Annotated in this window: 15 protein-coding genes and 1 other RNA gene; 9 read left to right on the forward strand and 7 right to left on the reverse strand. The window is 50.7% G+C overall.

The genetic code is table 11. The features are described 5' to 3' along the window. Nucleotides 1–670 precede the first annotated feature (670 nt). Together SE18_RS15655 and SE18_RS15660 are read right to left on the reverse strand one after the other, a co-directional pair. Nucleotides 671–1,069: a LysM peptidoglycan-binding domain-containing protein gene (locus tag SE18_RS15655; protein WP_054535411.1), complete on the reverse strand. Its 399-nt coding sequence runs from the start codon at nucleotides 1,067–1,069 to the stop codon at nucleotides 671–673. Nucleotides 1,070–1,078: 9 nt separating this feature from the next. Beyond that, nucleotides 1,079–2,086: a stage II sporulation protein M gene (locus tag SE18_RS15660; protein ID WP_054535412.1), complete on the reverse strand. Its 1,008-nt coding sequence runs from the start codon at nucleotides 2,084–2,086 to the stop codon at nucleotides 1,079–1,081. A 40-nt stretch (nucleotides 2,087–2,126) separates the two neighbouring features. On the opposite strand from SE18_RS15660, the gene SE18_RS15665 reads away from it, so the two are divergent. Beyond that, nucleotides 2,127–2,942, forward strand: a complete 816-nt coding sequence (locus SE18_RS15665; protein WP_054535413.1) for an RDD family protein — start codon at nucleotides 2,127–2,129, stop codon at nucleotides 2,940–2,942. On the opposite strand, the gene miaA is transcribed toward SE18_RS15665, so the two are convergent. Continuing rightward, the gene (gene miaA, locus SE18_RS15670) at nucleotides 2,869–3,819 is read right to left on the reverse strand and encodes a tRNA (adenosine(37)-N6)-dimethylallyltransferase MiaA (protein WP_054535414.1); all 951 of its coding nucleotides are present in this window, start codon (nucleotides 3,817–3,819) and stop codon (nucleotides 2,869–2,871) included. The two genes, SE18_RS15665 and miaA, sit on opposite strands and share 74 nt — an antisense overlap. A gap of 115 nt (nucleotides 3,820–3,934) precedes the next feature. Between miaA and SE18_RS15675 the strand changes: the two genes are divergently transcribed. After that, on the forward strand, nucleotides 3,935–4,144 hold the full coding sequence (locus SE18_RS15675; RefSeq protein ID WP_054535415.1) for a hypothetical protein: 210 nt from the start codon (nucleotides 3,935–3,937) through the stop codon (nucleotides 4,142–4,144). 2 nt (nucleotides 4,145–4,146) lie between these two features. After that, nucleotides 4,147–5,337 carry a cysteine--tRNA ligase gene (gene cysS, locus SE18_RS15680; RefSeq protein ID WP_054535416.1) on the forward strand — a complete coding sequence of 397 codons (1,191 nt, stop codon included), beginning with the start codon at nucleotides 4,147–4,149 and terminating at the stop codon, nucleotides 5,335–5,337. Nucleotides 5,338–5,393: 56 nt separating this feature from the next. On the opposite strand, the gene SE18_RS15685 is transcribed toward cysS, so the two are convergent. Next, nucleotides 5,394–5,969, reverse strand: a complete 576-nt coding sequence (locus SE18_RS15685; RefSeq protein WP_054535417.1) for a DUF1499 domain-containing protein — start codon at nucleotides 5,967–5,969, stop codon at nucleotides 5,394–5,396. A gap of 223 nt (nucleotides 5,970–6,192) precedes the next feature. On the opposite strand from SE18_RS15685, the gene SE18_RS15690 reads away from it, so the two are divergent. From SE18_RS15690 to SE18_RS15705, 5 genes are all read left to right on the forward strand, one after another. Next, nucleotides 6,193–7,221 carry a helix-turn-helix transcriptional regulator gene (locus tag SE18_RS15690; RefSeq protein ID WP_083469940.1) on the forward strand — a complete coding sequence of 343 codons (1,029 nt, stop codon included), beginning with the start codon at nucleotides 6,193–6,195 and terminating at the stop codon, nucleotides 7,219–7,221. A 63-nt stretch (nucleotides 7,222–7,284) separates the two neighbouring features. Next, nucleotides 7,285–7,452: non-coding RNA, 6S RNA (gene ssrS, locus SE18_RS26815), on the forward strand. Nucleotides 7,453–7,458: 6 nt separating this feature from the next. After that, nucleotides 7,459–8,430 carry a DNA polymerase III subunit delta gene (gene holA, locus SE18_RS15695; protein WP_054535419.1) on the forward strand — a complete coding sequence of 324 codons (972 nt, stop codon included), beginning with the start codon at nucleotides 7,459–7,461 and terminating at the stop codon, nucleotides 8,428–8,430. 117 nt (nucleotides 8,431–8,547) lie between these two features. Next, nucleotides 8,548–10,962 carry a hybrid sensor histidine kinase/response regulator gene (locus tag SE18_RS15700; protein WP_054535420.1) on the forward strand — a complete coding sequence of 805 codons (2,415 nt, stop codon included), beginning with the start codon at nucleotides 8,548–8,550 and terminating at the stop codon, nucleotides 10,960–10,962. 511 nt (nucleotides 10,963–11,473) lie between these two features. Next, on the forward strand, nucleotides 11,474–14,692 hold the full coding sequence (locus tag SE18_RS15705; protein WP_054535421.1) for an N-acetylmuramoyl-L-alanine amidase: 3,219 nt from the start codon (nucleotides 11,474–11,476) through the stop codon (nucleotides 14,690–14,692). A gap of 42 nt (nucleotides 14,693–14,734) precedes the next feature. Here the strand turns inward: SE18_RS15705 and SE18_RS15710 are convergent, their stop codons facing one another. The 3 genes from SE18_RS15710 to carA all read right to left on the reverse strand — a co-directional run bounded on the left by SE18_RS15710 (nucleotide 14,735) and on the right by carA (nucleotide 18,073). Further along, on the reverse strand, nucleotides 14,735–16,282 hold the full coding sequence (locus tag SE18_RS15710; protein WP_054535422.1) for a hypothetical protein: 1,548 nt from the start codon (nucleotides 16,280–16,282) through the stop codon (nucleotides 14,735–14,737). After that, nucleotides 16,279–16,806, reverse strand: a complete 528-nt coding sequence (locus tag SE18_RS15715; protein ID WP_054535423.1) for an RNA polymerase sigma factor — start codon at nucleotides 16,804–16,806, stop codon at nucleotides 16,279–16,281. Before SE18_RS15715 ends, SE18_RS15710 begins: the two co-directional genes overlap by 4 nt. 136 nt (nucleotides 16,807–16,942) lie before the next feature. Next, nucleotides 16,943–18,073, reverse strand: a complete 1,131-nt coding sequence (gene carA, locus SE18_RS15720) for a glutamine-hydrolyzing carbamoyl-phosphate synthase small subunit (RefSeq protein ID WP_054535424.1) — start codon at nucleotides 18,071–18,073, stop codon at nucleotides 16,943–16,945. Nucleotides 18,074–18,263: 190 nt separating this feature from the next. On the opposite strand from carA, the gene SE18_RS15725 reads away from it, so the two are divergent. Next, nucleotides 18,264–19,049, forward strand: coding sequence for an enoyl-CoA hydratase/isomerase family protein (locus SE18_RS15725; RefSeq protein WP_054535425.1), 786 nt, complete (start codon nucleotides 18,264–18,266; stop codon nucleotides 19,047–19,049). Nucleotides 19,050–19,052 lie beyond the last annotated feature (3 nt).

The raw sequence follows: 19,052 nt of genomic DNA on the forward strand, positions 1-19,052 counted from the left end.
GTGTACAGGAATGTATGAGAGGCACCGTCGAGACGAGGCGGACAACTGGGGTGCTGTGGAGGCCGTGTGAACGGTAGAGCAGACACCCGCAGAAAGCCAAGCGATCATCGGTTGCCGCGCGTCGGCAAGAATGAAATCTGTAATTTATAAACTGCAATTTTCAAAACTATAGTTGTCAAGCTTATCTGTTGTTAGGTTTACCATTGGTACGTGTCGAGGTGGTTGTGCCCCACGCTGCTCCATCCCGAACCAGGCCGTGAACGCGACACACACCGAGGCTACTGCAGCACCCGCTGTGGGAACGTAGGGGGATGCGTACCATCCAAACAAATGCGCTAGCTGTTTCAAACAGCTAGCGCATTTTTGTGTCTCTATATTTTTTCGCTTGGATCAAATCGACTTGTTACCTCATGAATGCTTTGCCCGCACTGCGCTTAATCCAGACAACTATTAATTGTAATCGTGCTAATAGGCAAGCAGCCTAAAATGCAAAACCACCAGTTCATCGAACTGGTGGTTTGCTTTCGTCTTTTTGCTTCACGATAGGACTAGAGAAGTCCCCCCGTGATGCTACAATGACTACTATCACTCATTAGCATCACCTCCTTTATCCCTTGCGGTAGGTATCAATAAAGGTTATGTACGAAGTATAGCACGCAGAAAATGATTGTCAAGGTGTTGGAGTTAGGTCTTTAGACTGATTTAATGGCATCGTGATTGTCAGATTATTGGTGCCGCTAATCAGCGATGGAATAATCAACGCTTGGCCAATTGAAATAACATTAATATCTTCGAGCTTATTAGTTGCTGAAATTTCTTCTACGCTGGTGTTGAACGCTAAGGCTATCGATTCGAGCGTATCGCCGTCGCGCACAATATATAAGCCCAATGGTTGGGCAGTTGGCTGTAATTCATTTTTATAGGCTTCACGGGTTGCATCTAAATCGATAGTTGGAGCTGCGGTTAGATTAACAATTGGTTTTGGCGTTGGGCGACTCGCAACAGGCGTGCCACAGCCAACTAAAGCTGCCAATATCAAACCAACTGCTACTTGATCTCGTCGTTTCATCATGATCCTCTAGAGTGCTGGGATTTCAAGCTTCAAGGCGCTTGTTTCAGCAGATTCTTGTTTTTGGACGTTGCGTCCAGCTAATAAAAGATAGGCATACATGCTACCAGCACTGATAATACCAACTGCAATCTTAAACCACAATGGGAGATATTGGGGTGAGATAAACCCTTCAATCAAGCCCGCTAGAATGAGAAACATCACGATTGCGCCAGAAACTCTGAAGGCCCGTTGGGCAGCCATTGCTAAAGCAGCCCGCCGCGAAACCATACCTGGCCGTAAGATTGCCCAAGCAAGTTGTAAGCCAGCACCCCCAGCCAGAAAAATGATGCTTAATTCGACTGGCCCATGGGCGGAAATAAAGCCCCAAAGGTTTTCTGAAAAGCCCATATTTTGCGCTGCACCAGAAATAATGCCAAGCATTAAGCCATTGTAGTACATGGCATAGAGGGTCAAAATTCCTAGTGATAAGCCACCAACAAAGGCTTGAAATGCAACAAAAATATTATTTGAGAGAATCATGGCTGCACCTTGAGCGTTATTATTGTTTAAGTTGCGCCACCATTCAGTCTTGGCTTGAATATCTTCAATGACTGGCTGAAATTCTGGGGCAAGCGCTACACCCCGCGCTGGATCTTGATAGCTGATGATCCAGGCAACAAGCGCTGGTAGAAAAAACGCCAGAAATGCGATCCCAGTAAACGGCAGTAGCTCGCGAAACGCTTGCGGTAGTTGATATAAAAAGTAGTTTTTTATCCCAGTTATTGGCGAACTGCGCTCACGATAAATGCTACTATGGCCCCGCGCAACCAGATCGTTTAAATAGATTGTCAGCGGATGGCCAGGAAAATCGCGCCGTGCTTGGGCCAAGTCGGAAGTTGCTTGGCGATATAAGCGGCCTAGCTCTTGCAATTCGCTAGCATTCATGGCAATAATATTACTCTGAGCACGGCTGGTTAGCTGGGTTAATCGCTCCCAAGCATGATGTTTGGCATTGATAAAATCTTCTGCTACCATAAAGCAACTCCTCTACTGATTATATTGTTTGGAGATAGAGATGATTGATAATCGGATGAACGATCGCTATATTATTGATACGCCGGAAAGTATTGAATTTGGGTATGATGTGGCTGGAATCGGGGTGCGCTTCGTGGCTGCATTAATCGATACTGCCCTCTTCTCAATTATTCTCTTTATTGCCTTTCGTTTATATATCGGCGATCTGAGTATGATCATGTTCGTTAATCCGATAGCCATCCAAATTTTCTTTCTGTTCTCTATCTTTACGGTCGTGATTTATTATATCGCCTTTGAACGCTTTTGGAATGGTCAAACCCCAGGCAAGCGGCTTTTGGGTATTCGGGTGGTGCAAGATGCTGGTAAGCCACTTACTTTCAATGGTAGCTTGATTCGTAATTTGCTCCGTTTGATTGATTTTGTGCCAGCCTATTACGCAATTGGCGTATTGTCCATGTTGATCGATAAACGCACGCGCCGTTTGGGCGACTTAGCTGCAAGTACCTTTGTGGTGCGCGATCGCCAACGAGTTACGCTTGAGATGCTGTTGCAATCGACGCGCGACGATAAAGTTGCGAGTGCATTAAAAGATAGTGGCGCAACGCTGCCAAATATTACAGCCTTGCGCCCAGTCGATATGGATTTGGTTCAAAATTTTTTGCTGCGCCGCGGCACCTTAGCGCCTGATCGACGCTTACGGATTGCAACCCAATTGGCGTATGCGCTCTTTGGGCGGCTTGGTTATAGCGTGCCTGGCGATCCTGAGCAGTTTTTGCAACAGGCTAATGATCAATATGTATTGCTTCGGGCGCAGGCATTGCAGCAAGCAACATCTGCACCTGTTGCAATAGATTAGGATGCCGAGCGTCGAGGCTAACCCGATTGGGCAAGCGCCGAAACCATGCGCCTTGTTTGCGCGCAAAGCGATGGGTATTGAATTTGAGTTGGCTGATGCAGGCAGTGGCACTCTGTTGGCCCTGCCACAATGGCCGAAATTCTGCATAGCCCAACCCCGACATCGCTGGCAGTTCCCAGCCATACCCTTGACGAATTAAACCCCAAACCTCAGCAATCAGCCCTTGCTGAACCATGATCTCAACTCGTTGATCGATCCGTGCATAGAGTTCGTCGCGGGGTCGCTCCAAATCGAGCGTGAGGATGCGATAAGCTGGCGGCTGGCGACGTTGCAGCTGGCTAATTTGCTGCCCTGTTACTGCGAAAACTTCGAGCGCCCGAATAACCCGCCGCACATTGGTGGCATCAATCGTCGCCGCAGCCTCGGGATCAATCGCTTGTAGTTGTTGATGCAGCGCTGCATGGCCTTCGAGCGCTGCCTGTTGCTCATAGCGTGCGCGCAATTCGTAATTGGGTGCAACCTCAGGAATGCTCCAGCCCTCTAATAAGGCTGCCATATATTGGCCAGTGCCGCCAACCAGAATTGGCAGTTTGGCCCGCTGAACAATGCTCGCAATCGCTGCATAGGCGGCTGCTTGGTAGGTCGCTAAGCTATAATCCTGATCTGGTTTGACCACATCGATTAAATGATGTTTGACTAGCGCTTGTTCTGCAGGCGTTGGTTTGGCTGTGCCCAAATCCATACCACGATAGACTAAGCGCGAATCGACTGAGACGATTTCGCCGTTCAAGGCTTGGGCTAAATCAAGTGAAAAAGCGGTTTTGCCAACCGCAGTTGCGCCAACAATGGCGATAATTAAAGGTTGTGATGCTTGCATGGGCGCTATGATACAAGTCTCAATCGATTGTTGCAATATTAATTAGGCTCTGATGCTATTTTAGCCATTTTTGAGGTACAGTACTACAGAACTCTTTTGTGTTAGAGGATCAATCATGACTGAACAACCACCCAAACGTGATGATGATCAAGGCTTTGAAGGCCAGGCTGGCTACGATAGTGGCTTCCAAGATGGCAAATATACCAATCCTGAAATTGCTGAATCGGGCGATGTAGAGGATCGGGCTGGCTCATATGAAGATGGGTTACGGATTGAGCGTGATGATGCCATCGATCAAACCCTCGACGAGCAAGGGGAGGCCTAGGCGTGTTGCTTTATGATACCCTGCGCCAAACCCCGGTTGCCATGGAGCCAATCGATGGCTTTGTGCGCATGTATGTGTGTGGCGTGACTCCCTACGATACTACACATATGGGTCATGCTCGCACCTATGTGGTTTATGATACAATTCGGCGCTATTTGGAATGGCAAGGCTTGCCAGTGATCTATGTGCAAAATGTGACTGATATTGATGACGATATTTTGCGCAAAAGTGCCGAACTTGGCCTGACATGGGATGAGCTGGGCCGCCAAGAAACAGAGCGTTTCTTACGTGATATGGATTCGCTGAATGTGCGTATGCCCAATCACTATGTCAAAGCTACCGATGCAATCGCTAAAATTATCGAAGTGACCAGCGGCTTGATTGAGCGGGGCGTGGCCTACGAAAATCAAGGCAATGTTTATTTCAATGTGCATGCCGACCCTGATTTTGGCAGTTTGGCGCATAGCGATTATGCCACTATGCTGGAGATTGCCAACCAGCGCGGCAATTTTCCCGATGATCCCCACAAGCGTGACCCATTGGATTTTGTTTTGTGGCAAGCAACCAAGCCTGGCGAGCCATGGTGGGATAGCCCATGGGGTCGCGGTCGGCCAGGTTGGCATATTGAATGCACTGCTATGGTGCTGGAGTACCTTGGGCCACACATTAATATTCATGGTGGCGGCAGCGATTTGCAATTTCCGCATCATGCCTGTGAATTAGCCCAAGCAGAGAATTTTACTGGCCAAAGCCCGCATGTTGAAGCTTGGTCGCATATTGGTATGGTTTTTTACGAAGGCGAGAAGATGAGTAAATCGCTGGGCAATTTGGTGTTGGCCAGCAAAACCCTCGAACACTACAGCGCCGATGCGATTCGGCTGGGCTTGCTCAAATATTATTATCGCGATCAATTTGAGTATAGCGATGACGATGTAGCCTGGGGCGAGCGCACCGTTGAGCGCTTTAAGCTGGCGGTTAATAGTGGCGTAGCTGGTGGCGCACTTCATGCTGAAGAGTTGCGCAATGAGGCAATCGCAGCACTTGATGCCGATTTTCAAACACCAGCATGTTTGCAAGCATTGATAACGTTGGCCGAAGCCAGCATCAATGGTGAAATTGACGACGCTGATCTCGCCGCCAGCACCCTGCGTGAGTTGGGCGCTGTGCTTGGTTTACGCAGCGAATTGTGGTAATTGCGCTAAATTCAACAAGGGTAGCCTCTACGACTACCCTTGTTGGCTCGAAATGCTTACTGACTTGGTGTGCCTAAATCTTCCTCAAGTGCATGCACCAATTGGCGAATATGCCGCCGATTTGCCCCAAGATCTGCACCGCCAACCTTGGATGCCGATTGGATATCCACGCGAGTTTGCCCGCCTTCATCGTTAAAGGCCACAGTTAACTCATCGGTGAAGATTCCAAACATCACATCAATATCGACTTTGAGCGACATTTGGCTATCGGAACGATTCGTAATTGTCCAACCACGTTGGGCTTGAATCGCCCGAATTCCTGCTTCATAGAGCGTCTTTTGATCTTGGCTGAAGCGTGGAGTCATGAGTTCAGGAATAAGCGGGGTATCGCTGGTTGCAGCGCGATTGGTGGTTAGCCCACGTTCAAATTTATCGCGAAAGTTTGGCACAAAACGGAAGGCATAAAACACCAAGCCAAGACAAACCACAAACAGGACGATCCGTTTGCCTGGGAACATTTTAGGTTGTGGCCGAAAAATCCAACGAACTGTTGAGAAGAGTGCCATCGAAGCTAAAAGAATCGAGCTTGCGACCACTACTTCCCATGGGAACACATCCTGATAGTAATTCATGCATCCTCCTAGGCAAAAAGAACGAATGGTACAAACATTGCCTTGGTCTTTGGTCGATACGTGCTATGCTACCACATTCAGTGCAAGCTGTTGACGAGCCGCAATCGTTGCATCCACGAGTGGCTATCGTTGCGCTTACCTAGGTTGTTTGTAGTCCCATATGTGCCCCATATTCCACCCTACATTGTGTTAAAAGGGCCTCTTTTGGAATAGTGAGGAAACCGTGAATACAAAACGACAAGCACGCGGGATCAAGCGTTCATCGGTGATGAAGGTTCAGCGCCAGATGTTATTGCTGCGTTGTTTGGGGAGTGGCCCTAAAACGAGCGATGCTTTGATCGATGAAGTTAATAGCCAGATGCTCGAAGCCTATCCTAAGGCTGCTCGCGAAGCACTGCGCCACGATTTGCGGGCCTTGCGCGAGGTTTTCGGCTGTGTGATCGAGTATACCGCTTCGGTGGGCTATCGCTTGGTCAGCGTTGGCGATTTGGCCTTGCTCAATTTATCAAATGATGAAATTGCCGCCTTGCGCTTTCTCGATGCCAGTTATCCTGCCAATAGCAGCTTGCCCGACCATCAACAGGTGCGGCGTTTGGTCGAGCGGATTATCGATTTTTTGCCGATCGAGCGGCGCGGGGCCTTGAATGCTGGTGAGCCAATTTTATACCAAGCTGGCCCCGTTGCTCCCTACGACCACGATGCCCAAATTATGCGTAGTTTGCGTAAAGCGCTGGCCCAACGCCGCGAAATTCGCTTTCGCTATAGCTCAAGTCAGCGTGAAGGCGAGGAGAATCATCGGGTTGGGCCAGTTAATATTTTTACTCGTGATGGCCATGCCTATTTGTTGGGCTATTGCTTCGAAGGCCCACAACAGATGGCCGAGCGCATTGGCCGCTATGTTGATTATCGGATTGACTATATCAGCAAAAATAGCTTGACGATTTTGCCGCGTGTGTTGCCGCCAGCCTTGCCCAAACGCCCAACATGGACGGTAAAATATGAGCTGCGCGATGTTGTGGCTCGCAATAAAAAGGTCGCTCACTGGTTCGATAATACCGAGATTGACTATCGGCCTGATGGCTCGGCGTTGGTAACAGCCACGGTGCATAATCTTTGGCAAACCCGCCAAATTCTCTTGCGCTACTTAGACAATTGCCGTGTGCTAGAGCCGCCAGAGCTCATTGATATGATGCGGGCAACTGCCCAAGGCTTGCGCGATTTGTACCCGCCGAGTAGCAACGAAATTGGCTAAGCATAGGTTAGGGTTAGAGTACAGCTATTTTTGCAGATCTCAGTAGGCTATAGTACAATAAGGCGCACCCTTCGCTGTACGTGCGGTGGGAATTAGTTTTGAGCCAACACTTTATGAAGGGGAGCTGGGTTCCGCGACTAGTGCGGCTGGTGTTGCACGACTCAAGGGCTGGCACCCACCTGCGAAAGCAGGTTCAAAACTACCCCGCTCACGGCTGATTGAAGGGTGTTTTCTTTTATGTTATATCTCTTTTTTGGCCCCGACGATTATACCCGCCAAGCGACGATTAACGCGCTGAAGGCGGCCTTCCCACCTGATGCCGCTGCATTCAATGTGGTGGTTCTCCATGGCAAATCTGCCAAACTCAACGATGTGCGTACTGCCTGCGAAGCCTATCCCGTGTTCCATGATCGCCGCTTGGTGATTGTGCATGATCTGCTGAAGAACGCTAAATCTGCTGACGTGCGTGATGGCCTTAAAGCCTTGGTCCAACGTTTGCCTAATACAACCGACTTGGTGCTGAACGAAAGCGATGCGCCTGATAGTCGTTTGAGCGTGGTCAAGGATATTCAGAACTTGGCCAAAAGCAAACAAGCAGAGCTACGTGAATTTAAATTACGTGAAGGCAATGCGCTGATTGGCTGGATGCAGCAAGAAGCTCAAGCCAATGGCGTGCAACTGCGCCCAGATGCAGCCCAACATTTGGTTGATTATGTGGGCAGCGACGGCTGGATGCTGCACAACGAAATTGCTAAACTCGCTGCCTATGTTGGCGAACCAGGCACTATTGGCGTGCACGAAGTTGATTTGCTGGTGGCCGACGAAACCGAAACCAATTTATTTAACTTTATCGATGCGCTGTGTGCGCGCCGTGGTGCGGCGGCGGTGCAAGGCCTGAATGGCTTATTGGCCGATGATGCTGCGCCGCTGTATATTTTGACCATGATCGCCCGTCAGGCGCGCTTGATGTTGGCCGCCCAGAGTGCAGGCAAGGTTGCGCCCGATGAGTTGGCCAAGCTCTTGGGCCAAAAGCCGTTTGTTGCGCGCAAAGCAGCAGAACAAGCGCGCAACTTTAGCCCAACCGAGCTGCGGTTGCTCCACGAACGCGTGGTGCAGATTGACCACAGCATTAAAACAGGTAAAATCGACGCAGAAGGCGCACTAGCAAGCCTCGTTGGCGATTTTGGCTTTGCGCCAAGCAGAAAATAACGATTAAGGCCTTAGATTGCGGTTAACCCTATTGCGTAGAGCGATGCGACTCGTTAGAATAGCTATGAGTCCATCAATCTGCCCATGCAACACGCAACCACACGCGAAGGATGTCCCATGGAAGAAATCCTCATCATCGACGATAGCCGTCAGATAGCCGATTTTTTGGCTGAGACGGTGCTGCCATACTATGGCTATCGTTCGCGCGTCGTACCCACAGGCTGGGAAGGTCTGGCTTTTTTGAAACAACGCCAGCCCGACCTGATTTTGCTTGATCTCCAACTTCCTGATACGTCGGGGCTTGATGTGCTTCGCCAAATGGGCGAACTTGGCTACGATATTCCGGTGATTTTGATGACCGCCCATGGTACCGAGCAAACCGCTGTCGAGGCCTTTCGACTTGGTGCCAAAAATTATTTGATCAAGCCGTTTGAGGCTTCAGAAGCAGGCGCAGCAATTGAGCGCGCCTTGCGCGAACGCCGTTTGCAGCGCGAAAAAGAGGTGCTAACCCGCACTTTACAACAACGCTTGCAGGAGTTAACGATTCTCTCAAGCGTCGGCAAATCGGTCACTTCGCTGCTCGATCTTGAAGAATTGCTCGAACGAATCGTCGATGCTGGGGTCTATCTGACGCACGCCGAAGAGGGCTATTTGCTACTGCGCGATGGCGACGAGTTGTATCTGCGGGCGGCCAAAAATCTTGGCGAGGAGCGCGTGCAGCGCTTTCGGGTCAAGATGGATGATAATGTGGCGGGCCAGGTTATTCGCACCGTCAAGCCAATTCGCCTCGATCGCTCGCAGCACCAAGATTTAAAGATGCGCACTGGCCTTTTAGTGCAGGCCATGCTGCAAGTGCCACTCATTGTTGGCCGCCACGCAATTGGCGTGTTGGCGGTTGATAATCGGGTGCAGCAACGCACATTTAGCGAAAATGACCAATATTTGCTTTCAGCAATTGCCGATTATGCAGCGATTGCGATTGAAAATTCACGCCTGTTTAAATCTACCCGCGATTCTGAGCAACGCTACCGCGAATTGTTCGATAACGCCAACGATATGATCTTTACGCTTGATCCACAGCTACGAATTGCCTCGATCAATCGGCAAGGGGTGAAATTATTGGGCATGGCCTTGCCCGAATTGATGCGACGCACGCTGATTTCGCTCTGCGTGCCCGACGATCAAGCAGCGATTGAACATCAATTGCAACGTCAATTGGCCAAAGCTGCTGGTGATGGTGGGGCGTTTCCATTAACCTTGCGCCGCGCCAATGGCGAAGATTTGCATATTGAAGTTAGCGCCCAACTGATGCAGCGTGGCGATCAGGTGATTGGCTTACACTGTATTGCGCGGGATGTAACCGACCGCCGCCGCTTGGAATTGCAACTATTACAGGCCGAAAAGCTCTCAGCGATTGGCCAATTGGTGGCTGGGGTTGCCCACGAGTTGAACAATCCGATGACTAGCATCAAAGGTTTTGCTGAACTACTGCTGCGCCGCAAAGATTTGGATGATGATGCGCGGACTGACCTCAATTACATCAATAACCAAGCTGAGCGCGCAGCGCGAATTGTGACCAACCTATTGACCTTTGCACGTGAGCACCAGCCGCAGCGAGTTGCCGTTGATGTGAATAAGGTTATCGACGACACGCTGAGCTTGCATAGCTATCACTTGCGGGTTGATAACATCAAAGTGCAACGTCAGTTCGAGCCAAATCTCCCGAATACGGTGGCCGACCCATACCAATTGCAACAGGTTTTTCTCAACCTGATTGGCAATGCCCACCAAGCGATGGCCGAAAAAGGTAGCGGCGGCTTCCTAACCGTCAAAACCGAGCGGGTTGACGATGAAATTCGGATCAACATTGGCGATACAGGGCCTGGCATTCCTCAGCACTTGGTTGGCCGGATCTTCGATCCATTTTTTACCACCAAGCCAGTTGGCAAGGGTACAGGGCTTGGGTTATCGATCTGCTACAACATTTTGCATGATCATGGTGGCAATATTTGGGTCGATAGCGTAGCCAACGAAGGCACAACCTTCCATTTGGCCTTGCCAGTGGTCGAGGGCGAGAATCCTGAATTGCTGAACGATGATGATCGTGAAACCACCGTCAAGCCCGACCAAGCCTACAAGATTTTGGTCGTTGACGATGAAGAAGGCGTAGCGCAGGTCATTCAACGCTTGGTGCGCGATTTGGGCCATCAGCCGATGGTTGTGGCTAGCGGCGAGGCCGCCTTGCAAGCAGTCGATCAAGCTCAGTTCGATTTGATTCTGAGCGATGTCAAAATGCCTGGCATGAACGGCTTCCAGCTGTATCGAGCCTTGCAGCAAAAATCGCCAGATTTGGCCAAGCATTTTATCTTCATCACAGGCGATACGATGAGTCCGGCGACGCTGACCGCAATGCGTCAAATTGGCACGCCGATGATTGCCAAGCCTTTCTCGGCCAAGAAGCTCGAACGCACGATTAATGAGTTTATGGCCCGTGAAGCAGCGGTTGAACGCGAGGCTGAAATTCAGCAATAGCGAAATTGGAGGGATTGAGGATTGGTTGTTGGGGATTGGGCTGTCATGGCCTGATCCTCTTTTTTGATCCACGAAGCACACGAAGGGGCTGAAACCGCGAAGAGAGCGAAGAGCACGAAGAATTTTTTAAAGCCACAGATTATTGAGATTATGTTTTTTCAGCCGATAGCCGATAGCCCATAGCTATGATTCCTCTGCGCCTCTGCGTTAAATGCTGATCCACGAAGCACACGAAGGGGCTGAAACCGCGAAGAGCGCGAAGAACACGAAGGTTGAGGCGATAGGCTATGGGCTATCGGCTCATTTGCTGATCGCTGGCCCTGACCTCGCTTCTACCTTTTGATTTCTGATTTCTGACTTTCATTCTTCATAATTCCCCTATGTTCTATGTTCGATGCTCTTTGTTCTACGGTCTGTCATCCGATTGTCATTTAAAAGCCTGCTTTTGCTGTCAGGCTCGTGCTACTGTGTGTAGCAACGGCTACGATTTAACCTAGTTCTGGGGGTTGCGATGAAACAAGTAGCATTTTGGTTGGTTGCGCAAGTGCGAAGCATTCGTCAGCCATTGCGGTGGTTGGCTTGGCCTGTGGCCATTATTGCGGCCTTGTTTGTGGTGGCGGCTTCGGCTCAAACTGGCGAACGCCGTTCGAGTTCATTCGAGCCAGTTGAAGTTGTGCTTGATACAAGTGCCTTAGGTCGCGGTAATGGTCAGCGCACGCGGGTCACGCCCGAGGGTATTCAGCCAGAGCCTGCTGGCGGTATGTTGATTACGGTGCCGCAAGAGGTCAATCAATTTAGCGATTTGCTGGCTTCATGGCGCGCCGATGAGCCGCTTTCTTCGACCTTGCAGATTTCCATGCGGGTTTCGAGCGATGGCAGCAATTGGTCGCGCTGGGCGCTGATTGAAGAATCGCATGATTTTTTGGATGAACGCGATGCAGCCGATATGCATTGGGGTTCGCCGATGTTTGTTGGCTTGGCAACATGGTGGCAAGCTAAAATTGAATTTGGGCCTGCGCCCGATGGCAGTTTGCCAATCCTGCGTGAACTGCGGGTGAGCACGGTTGATGTTGGCGCACTAACCCCAACTGAGCCACAGGCCAATGCCGAACGCTCAACCGATGTCGCTAAGCCGCCTGTGGTAAGCCGCACTGGTTGGGGCAGCCCCGACGGTCAAGGCAGCCGCGTGGCTCCAGCCTACTATCCAGTAACCCATTTGGTTGTGCACCATACCGCCGATGCCAATAGCTTGGGCGGCAGCGAAGGCTGGTGGGGCGATCGGATTCGCGCAATTTGGTCGTTTCATACCTTTACCCGTGGTTGGGGCGATATTGGCTACAACTACCTGATTGCGCCAGATGGCACGATTTTCGAAGGCCGCGCTGGCGGCGATAATGCAGTCGCCTTTCACGATACTGGCAATTATGGTTCGATGGGCGTTTCAATGGTTGGCACCTATGCCAGCGTGCCGCCAACCAGCAACGCCCAAAATAGCTTGGTTGAGTTATTGGCTTGGAAAGCTGAACAACGCGGCATTGATCCGCTTGGTCGAGCCTATTATTATGGGTGCGATATTTCCCGCTATTGTGGAAATCCTGGCTCGATTACCCCGAATATTGGAGGCCATCGCGATGTGGCCAATAATCCAGTGGGCTATACGTCCTGTCCTGGCGATAATTTGTTTGGTTTATTGCCAACCATTCGTTCGCGGGTGCAATCGCGCTTGAGCAGTACGCCCGATAACGGCGATATGACGATCGATGATTTGGAATCGAGCTTTACGCGCTCGGCTGCTCAATGGTACGAAGCTGCTTGTGGCGATGGTGGGCATATTTTCTACACCTATTCGACGAACGACCCGCTGGAAAGCAGCAATAGAGGGCGCTGGCGCAATCAGAATATTGTTGCTGGCAATTATCGAATTTTTGCCCATGTGCCGCAAAATTGTGGTGCGCTGAATGCGACCCAAAGCGCGCGCTACACGGTTTGGCAAAATGGGGTCCAAATTGGCGAACGGGTGTTGAGCCAAGATACCACCACCGAGTGGATTGAAATTACGACGAGTCCATTGGCACTTTCTGGAGTGCCTGTCGAAGTCCACTTAACCGATTTGACCAACGAGCCGTTGAGCGCTGAGCGCAAGGTCATTTTCGATACTGTGCGCTGGGTCAAGCAAGATACCCAAGTCGATGTTGCGCTTGAATCAGTCAATTATGATCGCACAACCTTGGCTGGCGGCGAGTTACTCAAAGTCACCTTTCGGGTGCGCAACACTGGCAATGTGACGCTGGAAACCCAAGCGCCCGACGCTGGCAGCCCTAGCGATAGCACAACTGGCTACACCTACGATGAGGGCGAATGTTTCCTTGGCAATGGCAACAACGGCTACCCAAGCTATCCCAAAGAATCTGGTCGTTTTCGGCTGGTGCTGGGCGGCGATGGCCTGACCTTGGCCTGTGCCGGCGATACTGGCGGCTATCCATGGCGCTGGAGCATTGGCGGCGATCTTGCGCCAGGCGAGGCTCGCGATTTGGTTGGCTATGTCCGTTTTCGCAATCACACCACTAGCCCGCGCCAAGTAACCTTGCGTGCTGGGTTGGTGCAAGAATATGTGCGTTACTTTAGCCAAAACCAAGCCAGCCAAACCATCACGATCAATCCTGAAAATGACGCACCACAATCGTTGATTTATAACGATTGGCAACCGCAGGCCTTGGTCTATGAGTTGGGCGCGATTCCCGATGATTTTCTGGCCCGCACCGCCAACCCACTTTCGATTCCTGAAGGCGCTTTGTTGGGCAGTTTTGGTTGGAGCGGCACGCGTTTAGATTTAGGCGATGGTGGCTTGTTTGGCCAAAATGATCGCTTTATCGTGCGCCAAACTAGGAGTTTTGTTGCTCCGGTTACTGGCAACTATCGCTTTCGCCTAACCTCGGATGATGGCGCTTGGCTCTGGATTGATGAGGAATTGGTCGCCGAGGCTCATGGCTTACACCCTGAGCGCGAGGTGATTGGCGAGCGTTGGCTGAGCGCTGGCGAGCATCAGCTAGGCTTCAAATATTTTGAGCGTACCTCGCAAGCAGTGCTGAGTTACGATTGGCAAACGCCTGGGAGTAACGATTTCAGCCCAATTCCGGTTAATATCGGAGCTGGAGCCACTCGCTATGGCAACTATTTTGCCCCAAATGCCCAAATGACCATCGTTGCTGATGATCATGGTGGTTCGGGCGTTGCTAGCATTCGTTGGCGCTGGAATGGCAGCGCTTGGGAAGAAGATGCAGGCAGTATGCTGACCTTTACGCCTGGCGGTGGCAACTTCACCTTGGAATATGCCGCCCGTGATGCTGCTGGCAATTTGGAAGCCACCCGCAGCCTGAGTTGGCAAGTTGATGCTAGCCCGCCTAGCTCAACCGTAAGTAGTGCCACCGTTGAGCCAACGGGCGTAATTCGGCTAAATTTAAATAGCAATGACGTTGGCAGCGGTGTGCGCCAAATTGAAATAAGCGTGCGCGAGCAAGCTGATGGCGAATGGACTATTTGGACTGTTGTGCCAGCCAATAGCTCGCCAGTTTTTATTGGCCAGCCCGATCATCGCTACGATTTTCGCAGCCGCGCCATCGATAACGTTAACAATCGCGAAGCTGAGCATAATGGGGTTGATGCTAGCGCCACTGTGCCAAGTGACGCTAGTTTCTACTACGTTCATACGCCGCTGGTGATGAAAAACTAAGCAACGATGCAAGACCCGCTGCTCATATCAAGCAGCGGGTCTTCAAAAATCGTAGATCATGTGAATTTCCTCTAGCTGTTGCTGTTCATAGTTGGTCAATTTTATATCGGTTGCGTTGATTGTATAAAGTGTGCTATGGCCTTGGAATCGACTTTGGCTGGCAGCGATTGCATACACCGTTGAGCCATCCCAATTGGTGGTAAAGCTATTAATTGGCTTCAAGAGCGAGTTTTGCCATAGTTGCTTGCCGCTCTGGCGATCGAAGGCATAGAAGGTTGTGCTATATACATCGCTATCACGAATGATGATTGTTTGTTGATTGCCACTTATCTGAACATCGGTCATTGTGACAAGGCTTGGTTTAGCCGAACTACCGAGACCAAGCATCCCAAATTGCATTGAGCGGTACAGATTTTGGTTGAGTTGTTGCTCCACTTCCAGCTTGGTTGAATTGAGGGTTGTGCGCTGCTCAAGGTCATAGGTCAGCACCTGTTGATCAGCAGTTAAAAGCGTGAGCAGATTGGGGTTGGTTGGGGAGATTGCGTAATCGAGATACTCGCTAAACGGTAATTCTTGATCGTAACGATACAAGCTGCGATTGCTCTCAAGATAACGACATGGGCATTCAGGAGTTGCTGGTTTTATCGCGCCGCTGCTGGCGTCAATAACGAGGTATTGTTTACTCATTGGGGCTATATCTGGGCTTTGGCCCGCCGCTGGTTGCGGATTTTCGATTTGGCGTAAATCGACTGTACCAGTTATTGGACTGATGATTATTGCACCACTGGCGCCTGCGACCGAATTTGGTAAGATCGGATCGGGATTGCTTTCGATGGGGACAGCATAGGCTAATGGTTCCTGCTCTGAGCTAAGTTGCTGTTTTGGAATGATATTGAAACTTTGATCGCTACTGCTTGGTTGATCTGGTTGGCTTGGAGCATAGGCGGTGAGATATAGTTCAGCGTGATCGGGACTAGCATACAAGCCAAGAATTGTGCTTGAATCTGGTGCATATGGCAGCGATTGTTGCCAAATTGGTTGTTCGTCGCTGCTTTTACGGCTAAGCAGATAGTGTGATTGCTGCCTGCTCAGCTCAACGCGATCGCCATTCTCGGCGATAATTAATGCCTCGACATTATTTGCTTGCCACATTTGCTGATCAGCATGCATGGCGCGCACAAAATGATTTTGCTCGTGATCTACGCCTTTAATCAACAGTAATTGCTGCTCTGGCGTATCTGGTGCGTGATCGGCCATAGCTAAAGCAAGCACATCGTGATTGAGCGGTGGAGAAACGTTGGTACGTTTGGCCAAATACATGCCGCCCAATAACACGACGACAATCAACAAGGCGTTGAGCGTATGTTTGTAGGTGCTTAATGTAGTTAGACGCTTGATGTTATGGCTTGGCGTAGCCAAACGCTCGCTCTGGCCAAAGATCGAGCGGAGATTACGTTGCATGGTTTTGGTTTTTTCAAGTAATTCGCGCAGTTGTGGCTCTTGATCAAGGCGTTGTTCAAAGGCTTGGCGATCGCTTGTGCCAAACCGCTGATCAAGATAATCAAGCACTGCCGCTAGATCATGGTTCATACATCCTCCAAGTGGTTGCGTAGTTGGGTATGGGCAGTGTGTAAACGCGACCGCACTGTGCCAATTGGGCATTCTAAAATGGCTGCAATTTGTTCGTAACTTAGGTCGTGAAAGTAGCGCAACACAATGACGCTGCGCAATTTCAAGGATAAGTTGCTAATGGCGTTCCAGATAACTTGCTCCTCCTCGCTGCGTAACAAATTATCAAGGGTCGTCGCTTGCGGTTGTTCTGTCTCAGGTCGCAATTGTTCGCCCAGCCAGCGGCTTAGCCGTTTGCGGGTGCTTAAACAACAATTTACCGTGATATGGTGCAGCCAGGTTGACCATGCTCCTCGTTCAGGGTCAAAGCGCACCAAAGCCCGATTAACCCGCATCCAGACCTCTTGGGCGACATCTTCAGCATGACCCCAATCTGCCAAAATTAAATAGGCAGTTCGGAGCACCATTGCGTGATAACGACTATGCAATGATTCGAGTGTTTCGCTGTGCAATTGCTGAAATTCTGTCATAACAGATGAATTCATCGGAGCTTTCCCTCATGCATGCTTGCTCAACTATACTGAGGGCTGGGCCAAAAGGTTCAGTTTCAAGCACGAATTAAAAATAAACCGCGCTGATCAGCTACAATCAGCGCGAGGTTGGCGTTAAGCTGATAGTTTTTTAGTTACGTTGTTGATCAACAAGCGCGATAAAGCGCCGGAAGTGCTCATCGCCATCGTGCGGGCCAGGCCCAGCTTCAGGGTGATATTGCACGCTAAAAACAGGCAAGCTCTGGTGTTGCAAGCCTTCGCAGGTTTGATCATTGCCGCTGACTTCGGTCACCTGAACATCATTGGGTAAGCTGGCAGGATCGAGCGCAAAGCCATGATTTTGGGCCGTGATGCGTACCTTGCCTGTGCTCGTATCGAACACTGGGTGATTGCCTGCGTGATGCCCAAATGGCAGCTTGAAGGTTGTGCCACCAAGCGCTTGACCAATCAATTGGTGGCCCAAGCAAATGCCAAACACGGGCACTTGGCCAATCAGACTGCGAATCGTATCCACTGCATAATCCAAGGTGGCTGGGTCGCCTGGGCCATTGGAAATCAACACGCCATCGGGCTTTAATGCTAAGCTTTCTTCTGCAGAGGTACGATTTGGCACAACCGTCACTTTACAGCCAAAGTCGACCAAGCGGCGCAGGGTGTTGCGTTTGACACCAAAATCGTAAACCACGACATGGCGGTTATGGATTTCTTCAGGCAGCGCCAGTTGCAAGGTGGTGAAATCGGTTGGCGTGCCTTCGTGCCACTCGTAGCTTGTTTGGGTGCCAACATCGCTGGCCAAATCGCGGCCTTCCATTACTGGGATAGCTTGCGCTTTGGCGACCAAACTTGCTGGATCAAGGTCTTCGGTTGAGAGCACAGCGCGCATTGCGCCTGCCGCCCGAATATGCCGCGTCAAAGCCCGCGTATCGAGATCAGCCACAGCCATAACACCGCGCCGTGCTAGCAGCTCGCTGAGCGATTCGCTGGAACGCCAATTGGAAGGACGCTCGGTAAAAGACCGCACGATCAGCGCTTCAGCCCAAGGCGTGGCTGCCTCAAGATCAAGCTGATCAATGCCATAATTGCCAATATGCGAGGCCGTTAAGGTTACTAACTGACCGCGATACGACGGATCGGTTAAAATTTCAGCGTAGCCAGTCATGCTGGTATTGAACACAACTTCACCTGCACGTTCGCCGCGTGCGCCGACAGCCCGCCCCCAGAAGGTGCGTCCATCTTCCAATGCCAGTAATGCGCGTGTCATGGCAACTCCAAGCTAGAAGCAATCGGGTGGTTCAGCCAAAACTGAGTACCAACCGAGTATTATAACGGAATCGCCATTTTTTGTGGTGGCTGGTTGCGTTGACGCTCTGCGTAAGATGGCCTATGATTAGGCCAAACTACAGCCGTCCCTCGCTGGCACCACCGTTCTTTAGCACAAAGGAAGATCGTCAATGACTGACACGCTTCTGATTAGCAAAGCCGATAATGTAACGACCCTCACGCTGAATCGCCCAGCAGTCCGCAATGCTGTCGACCAACCAACCATGGACGCGCTGCGGGCAGCGATTGAGGCTTGCGAACATGATGGCACTCGTTGTATTGTGATTGCTGGCGCTGGTGGCGCATTTTCATCAGGGGCCGATATTATGGCGGCCTTACAATCTGGTGGCACGCCAAATGATGTATATCGGGTGTTGACCGAATCGTATGGCCCAACCTTGTTGAGCATTCGCCAATCGTCGTGGCCAGTCATTGCCGCTGTCGATGGGGTTGCCGCAGGCATTGGCTCGGATTTGGCCTTGGCCTGCGATTTGCGCTTGGTATCAAGTCGTGGCCGCTTCTCAGAAATCTTTATCAAAGTTGGCTTAATTCCCGATGGTGGCGGAACCTATAGTTTGCCACGGTTAATTGGGCTTGGTCGCGCCATGGAACTCATGTTGACTGGGGCGATGGTTGAGGCCGAACGGGCCTTGGCTTGGGGTATGGCCAATGCGGTCTTTGATGAAGCAAATTTTGCCAACGATGTGCAAGCTTATGCTGCAACGATTGCAGCACAAGCTCCTTTGGCGTTAACCAGAGGCAAACAGGCGATGCTGGCGGCCCAAAATGATCAAAGCTTTGCCGATGCGCTACGCCGTGAAGCTGAATTCCAGCGAGAAATTTTTAATAGCGAGGATGGCTTTGAAGGCTTTCAGGCCTTTTTGCAAAAACGCCCACCTGTGTGGAAAGGACGATAACTC

It is taken from the genome of Herpetosiphon geysericola (genome assembly GCF_001306135.1).
In the GTDB taxonomy this organism is placed as follows: domain Bacteria; phylum Chloroflexota; class Chloroflexia; order Chloroflexales; family Herpetosiphonaceae; genus Herpetosiphon; species Herpetosiphon geysericola.

What these genes read in the sequence shown, in the direction of transcription:
- SE18_RS15705 (WP_054535421.1), top strand. Translation starts at nt 11,474, where the DNA reads ATGAAACAAGTAGCATTTTGGTTGGTTGCGCAAGTGCGAAGCATTCGT.
- SE18_RS15700 (WP_054535420.1), top strand. Translation starts at nt 8,548, where the DNA reads ATGGAAGAAATCCTCATCATCGACGATAGCCGTCAGATAGCCGATTTT.
- carA (WP_054535424.1), bottom strand. Translation starts at nt 18,073, where the DNA reads ATGACACGCGCATTACTGGCATTGGAAGATGGACGCACCTTCTGGGGG.
- SE18_RS15665 (WP_054535413.1), top strand. Translation starts at nt 2,127, where the DNA reads ATGATTGATAATCGGATGAACGATCGCTATATTATTGATACGCCGGAA.
- SE18_RS15715 (WP_054535423.1), bottom strand. Translation starts at nt 16,806, where the DNA reads ATGAATTCATCTGTTATGACAGAATTTCAGCAATTGCACAGCGAAACA.
- SE18_RS15655 (WP_054535411.1), bottom strand. Translation starts at nt 1,069, where the DNA reads ATGAAACGACGAGATCAAGTAGCAGTTGGTTTGATATTGGCAGCTTTA.
- SE18_RS15660 (WP_054535412.1), bottom strand. Translation starts at nt 2,086, where the DNA reads ATGGTAGCAGAAGATTTTATCAATGCCAAACATCATGCTTGGGAGCGA.
- holA (WP_054535419.1), top strand. Translation starts at nt 7,459, where the DNA reads ATGTTATATCTCTTTTTTGGCCCCGACGATTATACCCGCCAAGCGACG.
- SE18_RS15725 (WP_054535425.1), top strand. Translation starts at nt 18,264, where the DNA reads ATGACTGACACGCTTCTGATTAGCAAAGCCGATAATGTAACGACCCTC.
- miaA (WP_054535414.1), bottom strand. Translation starts at nt 3,819, where the DNA reads ATGCAAGCATCACAACCTTTAATTATCGCCATTGTTGGCGCAACTGCG.
- SE18_RS15685 (WP_054535417.1), bottom strand. Translation starts at nt 5,969, where the DNA reads ATGAATTACTATCAGGATGTGTTCCCATGGGAAGTAGTGGTCGCAAGC.
- SE18_RS15675 (WP_054535415.1), top strand. Translation starts at nt 3,935, where the DNA reads ATGACTGAACAACCACCCAAACGTGATGATGATCAAGGCTTTGAAGGC.
- SE18_RS15710 (WP_054535422.1), bottom strand. Translation starts at nt 16,282, where the DNA reads ATGAACCATGATCTAGCGGCAGTGCTTGATTATCTTGATCAGCGGTTT.